Origin of the sequence: Aquimarina agarivorans (assembly GCF_000218485.1) — a bacterium.
Classification (GTDB): Bacteria; Bacteroidota; Bacteroidia; order Flavobacteriales; family Flavobacteriaceae; genus Aquimarina; species Aquimarina agarivorans.
Genome location: NZ_AFPB01000152.1, coordinates 93,398 through 100,385, shown reverse-complemented (window position 1 = coordinate 100,385; position 6,988 = coordinate 93,398). Strand labels below are relative to the sequence as shown.

Sequence of the window (6,988 nt, the reverse complement as noted above, 5' to 3'; positions counted from 1 at the left end):
TTTTTTTATAGTAAGTTTCAAAAATCTCATATTGATCTTTTAATTCTAGATGGTTTTTACTGTATAGCGTATCACATTTAGCTCCCTTACATTCCATAATACCGCCAATTTTATTGTGATGAGTATGTATCTGATGAATCAATTCATTGCATTTAAAAATTAAGCCTTTTAATTTATGATTAAGGTTTTCTTTTTCGTCAAAAAGTGCTTTAGTATATGGCTCAAATAAATAAGAGTTTAATAAATCTTTTGATAAAAAATCAATTTCATAAATAATAAAATTTAAATTTGAAGTCCAATCTTTTATGTCCTTTTGAACTTGCTCTAAACAAGTTGTAGGCTTTATACATATATTTTCCATTACTCAATATTTTTATATTCATCTAAAATTAAGATTCAATAAGCATTCATAAAATGATTTTTATCAGTTAAAGCACTTCTACATCATAAAGCTTTGGAATAGAAACATTGCATTTATAAACAGTTTCAATCGTATTTTTTAGTGTTACTTGTGCTTCTTGTTCACCGTGTATTAAAAATACTTTTTCAGGAGGGACGGTTAATTCACTCATCCAACCTATGAGTTCTTGTCTATCGGCATGCACAGAAAGGCTTTCAATATGCTCAATAGTTGCTTTTACCGAATAATATTTGCCATAAATTTTAAACTCAGTTACACCTTCTAATAACTTTCTACCTCGAGTTCCTTCAGCTTGATAGCCAATTAACAAAATGGTTGTATTAGGCTCGTCAATCAATTGTTTTAAGTAAGTGAGTACTCGTCCATCCTAAAATAGAAAAGGCATACAATTTAGCTCAAAAACTAAAATACATATATGAAAATAATAATGATAAAAATGTAGCTAGACTTAAGTTAGCCAAATGGTACAACCAAGTTGAAAAAGAAGGTTTTAAATCATTTAACACTATAGCTAGAACTATACAAAACCATTATGAAAATATATTGAACTATTTTAATAACAGAAGTACAAATGCTTCTGCTGAATCTTTCAATGCCAAAATAAAGGAATTTAGAAATCAATTTAGAGGCGTAAGAGATGTAAAATTCTTCCTCTACAGGTTAACTAAATTATATGCTTAATTTTGGCTACTCCCCAATAATATTACTTGATCCGTACATTATAATAGTTCTCATTTTTTAAAAGTTAGTTTTTAAGGTTTTTTAAATCTTTTACTGTGTACAAACTAGCGTACAATTAAAATAGCAAAAACCAAAAAAGCCTTCAAAATCAAAATATTAAGAAGGCTTTAAGTACTCGGGACGGGACTTGAACCCGTACGAACTAATGTTCATTGGATTTTAAGTCCAACGTGTCTACCAATTCCACCACCCGAGCGTGGTTGTATTTTTTAAAAAAGTCTCAGAGCGAAAGACGGGATTTGAACCCGCGACCCCCACCTTGGCAAGGTGATGCTCTACCCCTGAGCTACTTTCGCGTTTTGAATGAACTATACAAGTGTAATACTTGCGGGTGCAAATTTACAACCTTTATTTGGTTTTCAAAGCTTTTTTTTAAATAAAAAATAAATAAAATTAGCCATTTACTGAAACGGTTTGTTTTGAGCGGCTTAGCATTCTTTTTATTTCATTCAATTTCATTAAAGCTTCCACTGGGGTAAGTGTATTAATATCCAAATCAATAATTTCATTTTTAATTTCTTCAAGTAAAGGATCATCTAAATTGAAAAAACTCAATTGCATTTCTTCTTCCTGAGATTGCTTTAAGGTTTCCGAAATATCTTCGCTTTTATGCGATTTCTCCAGCTGTTTAAGCATTTTTTGAGCCTTCCTGACCACATGTTGCGGCATTCCTGCCATTTTAGCCACATGGATTCCAAAACTATGTTGACTCCCACCTGGGATGAGCTTTCTTAAAAATAACACATTATCTTTTGTCTCTTTTACCGCTACGTTAAAATTTTTGATACGCTCAAAGGTTTCGCACATATCATTTAATTCATGGTAATGTGTAGCAAACAATGTTTTTGGCTTACAAGGGTGTTCATGTAAATATTCACTAATTGCCCAGGCTATTGATATGCCGTCATACGTACTGGTTCCTCTACCGATCTCATCTAGTAGAATTAAACTTCGATCGGAAAGGTTATTTAATATACTAGCGGTTTCATTCATTTCAACCATAAAGGTAGATTCTCCCATAGAAATATTGTCGCTAGCCCCTACACGGGTAAAAATTTTATCCACCACATCCATTTCTACAGCTTTCGCAGGGACAAAACAGCCAATTTGTGCCAACAAAACGATTAATGCGGTCTGACGTAAAATTGCAGATTTACCACTCATGTTGGGTCCAGTAATCATAATAATTTGTTGCTCCTGATTGTCCAAATAAACATCATTCGCAATATATGCTTCGCCAGGAGGTAGTTGCTTTTCTATTACTGGATGACGACCATTTGTTATTTTTAACACATTGCCATCTTTAAACACTGGCCTAGTGTAATTTTGCTGATGTGCCAATGTAGCAAAACCACTCAAACAATCCAACTGGCCAATTAAAACGGCGTTATTTTGAATGATTTGTATATACTCATGCATCCAAATAACTAAGTCCGAAAAAAGCTGTTGCTCCAAAACCAAAATTTTCTCTTCGGCTCCTAAAATTTTAGTTTCATACTCTTTTAGTTCTTCGGTAATATAGCGCTCCGCACTTACTAAGGTTTGTTTTCGAATCCAATGTTCGGGAACTTTATCTTTATGAGTATTTCTTACTTCAATATAATAACCAAATACATTATTAGATGCAATTTTTAAAGATGGAATCCCTGTAGCCTCAGATTCTCTATCCAACATATTATTCAGGTAGTCCTTCCCTGAAAAGGCCAAACCACGTAATTCATCAAGTTCAGTATGCACTCCATCTGCAATAGTTTTTCCTTTTAAAATATTCACGGGAGCTTCTTCGCAAAGCGTTGCTTTAATTTTTTGTCGCAATAATTGGCAATCATGCAAAGCATCTCCGATTTTTTTAACTGCATCTTGCGTACTAGCCTCTGCTATTTTTTTTATAGGAACAATAGCATCTAAAGAATGCATTAGTTGATTAACTTCCCTAGGGCAAATTTTACCTGTTGCTATCTTGGATACTAAGCGTTCTAAATCGCCTATACGAGAAATTTGATCTCCAATTTTTTGATGCACCTCAGCATGTGCTATAAAAAAATCAACAACGTCATGTCGAGTTTCAATACGCTCTTTGTTTTTAAGCGGTAACGATAACCAACGCTTTAACATACGTCCTCCCATTGCTGAACTGGTGCTGTCTATTACATCCAATAGGGTAACTGCTCCAATATTGTTGGAATTGTAAAGCTCTAAGTTTCGAATAGTAAAACGATCCATCCAAATAAAATCGTCTTCGGAAATACGTTGTATTTTGTTTATATGCTGTAATTTATGATGCTGTGTTTCCTTTACATAATGTAAAATAGCCCCCGCTGCTATAATTCCGAAATTTAAATGGTCAATACCAAAACCTTTCAAAGATTTCGTATTAAAATGGGTAAACAATGTTTCTTCAGCATAATCCGTCTGCCACACCCAATCTTCTAAATAATAAGTCAGGTAATCTGCTCCAAAATTTTCAGTAAATATATTTTTTTTCTGTTTTGAAACTAATATTTCACTTGGCGTGAAGTTTTGTAGTAGTTTGTCTATTGTAGCTTGATCTCCTTGAGCAGCTAAATATTCACCAGTAGAAATATCCAAAAAAAGCAATTCCTAAGTGTTTACTCCCATAATGCACGGCAGCCAAAAAGTTGTTGTTTTTACTTTGCAACACCTCATCATTTAACGAAACCCCAGGTGTTATTAACTCAGTAACTCCTCGCTTAACAATGGTTTTTGTTTGTTTGGGATCCTCCAATTGATCACAAATTGCCACCCGTTGCCCTGCTTTTACCAATTTTGGCAAATACGTGTTTAACGAATGGTGCGGAAATCCCGCCAATGCGGTTTCGGATTCAGAACCTGCTCCTCGTTTGGTTAAAATAATATTTAAAATATTAGCGGTAATTACAGCATCTTCTCCAAAAGTTTCGTAAAAATCTCCAACCCTAAATAACAACAATGCATTAGGGTATTTTACCTTAATGGCATTATACTGCTTCATTAAAGGCGTTACTTTTTTTTCTTTAGAAGTTGCTTTTTTTGCGCACACAGGAAACGGAGTCATTTAATTGATATGCTAAAATACGGATTCTGTTTTGTAGACTTCCATTGTACTCAAATGACTTATTAGCTTTTATTCACATACAAAGCATAAATCGGTGAACGAAAATTGAGTAATACGCTACATTTTTCGATTGAAATAGTTTTTTCGCTTGATATTATAAGGACCGATCCTGTATAATTTTTATTCTTACTAATTGACAGCTAAATCATTATAAATTAAACTTAACATAAACTAGAGAACAAAACTTGCAACTCCTAAAAAAAACAAATAATTATTACTTAATTTTAAAGGCTATTTTACTTGACAATACTCCCTTTTTTAGTTTTTCAATTTAATAATTATCAATTCTTAATTCGTAATTGGCAATTCCGATATATATTTACATAAAAGATTAACTAATGATTTTTACAAAAATAGTTTGGAACCCGTCTATAGGAATTGATCTTGGATTTTTTACTATCCATTTTTACAGCTTAATGTTTGTTATTGCCTTTTCATTAGGGTATTACTTAATGAAAAAAATATACGTCAACGAAGGTCAAACTATGGAGCATTTGGAATCCGTTTTTATGTATGCCGTTTTGGCTACACTACTTGGCGCTCGGATGGGACACGTTATTTTTTACCAACCTGAATTGTTTAAAGAAGATTTTTTTAGTGTGTTCTTACCTGCACAGTTCAGACCTGAATTTAAATTTACTGGCTTTCAGGGCTTAGCTAGCCATGGTGCTGCCATTGCATTCATAATTGCCATGTACTTGTATTCCAAAAAGGTTATTAAAAAACCTACCCTTTGGACTTTAGATCGGGTGACTATCCCTGCTGCTTTTGGAGGTATTTTTGTACGCATTGGCAATTTTATCAATTCGGAAATTATTGGTGAAAAAACTGATTTTGTAACAGGGGTAAAATTTATTAAAGAAGCTATTCCTGAATCACAAGCAATCCGCCTCACAGGAATAAAAAAAGTAAGTAAAGCTTATGACGCTATTGCTAGTAATCCTAAATTCCAAACTATTTTGGACCAAGTAGATTATAGGCATCCAGCACAACTATACGAAGCATTTGGTTATATTTTTGTGTCTTTTATATTATTGTTTTTATATTGGAAAACCGATAAAAAAGAGCAAGCTGGCTTTATGTTTGGTACCTACATGCTACTTATTTTCTTTGTACGGTTTTTAGTTGAATTTGTAAAGAAAAGTCAAGGTGGATTTGAAAGTGTTTTAGGATTGCTATCTACAGGACAATGGCTCAGTATACCTTTTATGGCTGTTGGAATTTTCTTTTTGTGGAATGCCAGCAAAAAGAAAGCTTAAAATAAAGTAAGCTAGCCTAATGGCATTTGACAATCATGGTTTTAATTTAAGAAAACGTAAAATTAAAAAGCATCAGAAGAAAAACTCCTGATGCCTATGAAATTTATATTTCAAGTAAACTCTTTATATTAAATGTGATGAATAGATGATGTATCGTTACTTTTGAAAGTTACAGCTCAATAACAGCTACAAACAATCATAATTCAATATAAGGTTATAACTTAAAGATAATATTACAAGAATGAAATACTAAAACTTGATTAGCGACAAATATTATTCCTGTTAAATGTTCCGTACAATTTTCTCATTGCATTTCCATCTTGTGCACTTAAGTTATTTCTGGATATACGAAAAGCATTCGTAATAGAACTTGGCGAATTCATAGTCGAATTTTCATCACTATTAGGAGTACCGTCTATAGGCAAGGAATTTAAGTCGTTTCTATTGGTGTGACCAAGTCCCGCAACATGCCCTAATTCATGCCTAATAGCATGTCTAATAGTTCTTTGAATTACAGCATTACTTTCTCCACTTCCAGTATACACACCTGGATCAATTTGTATTTCCCTTCCTGCTCTTCCATTTCTTGGAAGAATGGCCGCTCCGGGGCTTCTGGAGGTAAATACAATATTTACATCAGCATTACCATTGACTAACGCAAAAGTCAAAAAAGTCCCATTTACGGCATTCCAGTTATTAATTGCCTCACGTACGCGGCTATTGATTCCATCTACTCTATTTCTCACAGTAATACGCCTAGCCCTATCACAACTTACAATGTTTTGTAACCTCCTTTGCTTTGCTATTCCATCTGTAGTTTCATTTTTAGATTCCGCAATATGCTCATCAGTAATAATGATATCTTTCTCTATAATATAACCTCCATCTATTTTTTTAACCTCTTGACTTATATCAAAGCCCATACTATCCAGTTCAAAAAGTATTTCAGATGAAATTTGATCATTTACCGATTCTTTTGGTATATTTATTTCACTAATATCCTCTTTTTGGCACTGTACTGCCAAAATTGCTATTAAGCTAGCTGCTATAACTTTTAATCTTTTCATTATTTAAATTTTAAAATTAGTTTGAAAATTTAGCGACCAATACACTTATCTATTTGAGCCCAATAGTATAGATAGCACATTTCCTATTTGTCACTAAATTCAAAATAAAATTAGCTTAACCTGTATCTACTTAAAAGTTAGGTAACTAACATTCAAATAAATGAAGATAAAATCAAAGAAAAGGCGGATAAAATTCTTAAAATCTAAATATTTATTAAATAAATACCAGATGCAGAATTAACAATTTAAAACATACAAAATCAAAATAGCACTGATTTGCAAATCCTTATATATCCTAAAACTCCTTTAAAATCTTAAAAAAGTTTAAGGATAGTAGTACACAAAATTCAATAAGCTTTAACTATAAAAATTAACACATTAAAAC

General features: G+C 32.5%; 5 protein-coding genes, 2 tRNA genes and 1 pseudogene. 2 read left to right on the top strand and 6 right to left on the bottom strand.

Annotated features, from left to right (window positions below):
* Together GMC_RS0111200 and GMC_RS0111195 are read right to left on the bottom strand one after the other, a co-directional pair.
* A partial coding sequence (locus GMC_RS0111200; RefSeq protein WP_010522213.1) for a hypothetical protein occupies positions 1 to 361 on the bottom strand: 361 nt, incomplete at its 3' end.
* 67 nt (positions 362 to 428) lie between these two features.
* On the bottom strand, positions 429 to 758 hold the full coding sequence (locus GMC_RS0111195; RefSeq protein WP_010522212.1) for an MBL fold metallo-hydrolase RNA specificity domain-containing protein: 330 nt from the start codon (positions 756 to 758) through the stop codon (positions 429 to 431).
* Between the two features lie 35 nt (positions 759 to 793).
* Here GMC_RS0111195 and GMC_RS21285 point away from each other — a divergent pair, with 35 nt between their 5' ends.
* Entirely contained in the window at positions 794 to 1,102 is a 309-nt protein-coding gene (locus tag GMC_RS21285; protein WP_316928974.1) for a transposase, read from the top strand.
* Positions 1,103 to 1,274: 172 nt separating this feature from the next.
* Here the strand turns inward: GMC_RS21285 and GMC_RS0111190 are convergent.
* From GMC_RS0111190 to mutS, 3 genes and pseudogenes are all read right to left on the bottom strand, one after another.
* A tRNA-Leu gene (locus GMC_RS0111190) sits at positions 1,275 to 1,358 on the bottom strand.
* 28 nt (positions 1,359 to 1,386) lie between these two features.
* A tRNA-Gly gene (locus GMC_RS0111185) sits at positions 1,387 to 1,458 on the bottom strand.
* 97 nt (positions 1,459 to 1,555) lie between these two features.
* Positions 1,556 to 4,217: pseudogene (gene mutS, locus GMC_RS19800) on the bottom strand (DNA mismatch repair protein MutS).
* A gap of 398 nt (positions 4,218 to 4,615) precedes the next feature.
* Between mutS and lgt the strand changes: the two are divergent.
* The gene (gene lgt / locus GMC_RS0111175; protein ID WP_010522211.1) at positions 4,616 to 5,536 is read left to right on the top strand and encodes a prolipoprotein diacylglyceryl transferase; all 921 of its coding nucleotides are present in this window, start codon (positions 4,616 to 4,618) and stop codon (positions 5,534 to 5,536) included.
* Positions 5,537 to 5,796: 260 nt separating this feature from the next.
* Here the strand turns inward: lgt and GMC_RS0111170 are convergent, their stop codons facing one another.
* Positions 5,797 to 6,603 (bottom strand): M57 family metalloprotease, encoded by an 807-nt coding sequence (locus GMC_RS0111170; RefSeq protein ID WP_010522210.1) that lies wholly within the window; start codon positions 6,601 to 6,603, stop codon positions 5,797 to 5,799.
* Between the last annotated feature and the right edge of the window lie 385 nt (positions 6,604 to 6,988).

Coding starts and splice junctions, on each gene's coding strand:
- lgt (WP_010522211.1), top strand. CDS start 4,616: ATGATTTTTACAAAAATAGTTTGGAACCCGTCTATAGGAATTGATCTT.
- GMC_RS0111170 (WP_010522210.1), bottom strand. CDS start 6,603: ATGAAAAGATTAAAAGTTATAGCAGCTAGCTTAATAGCAATTTTGGCA.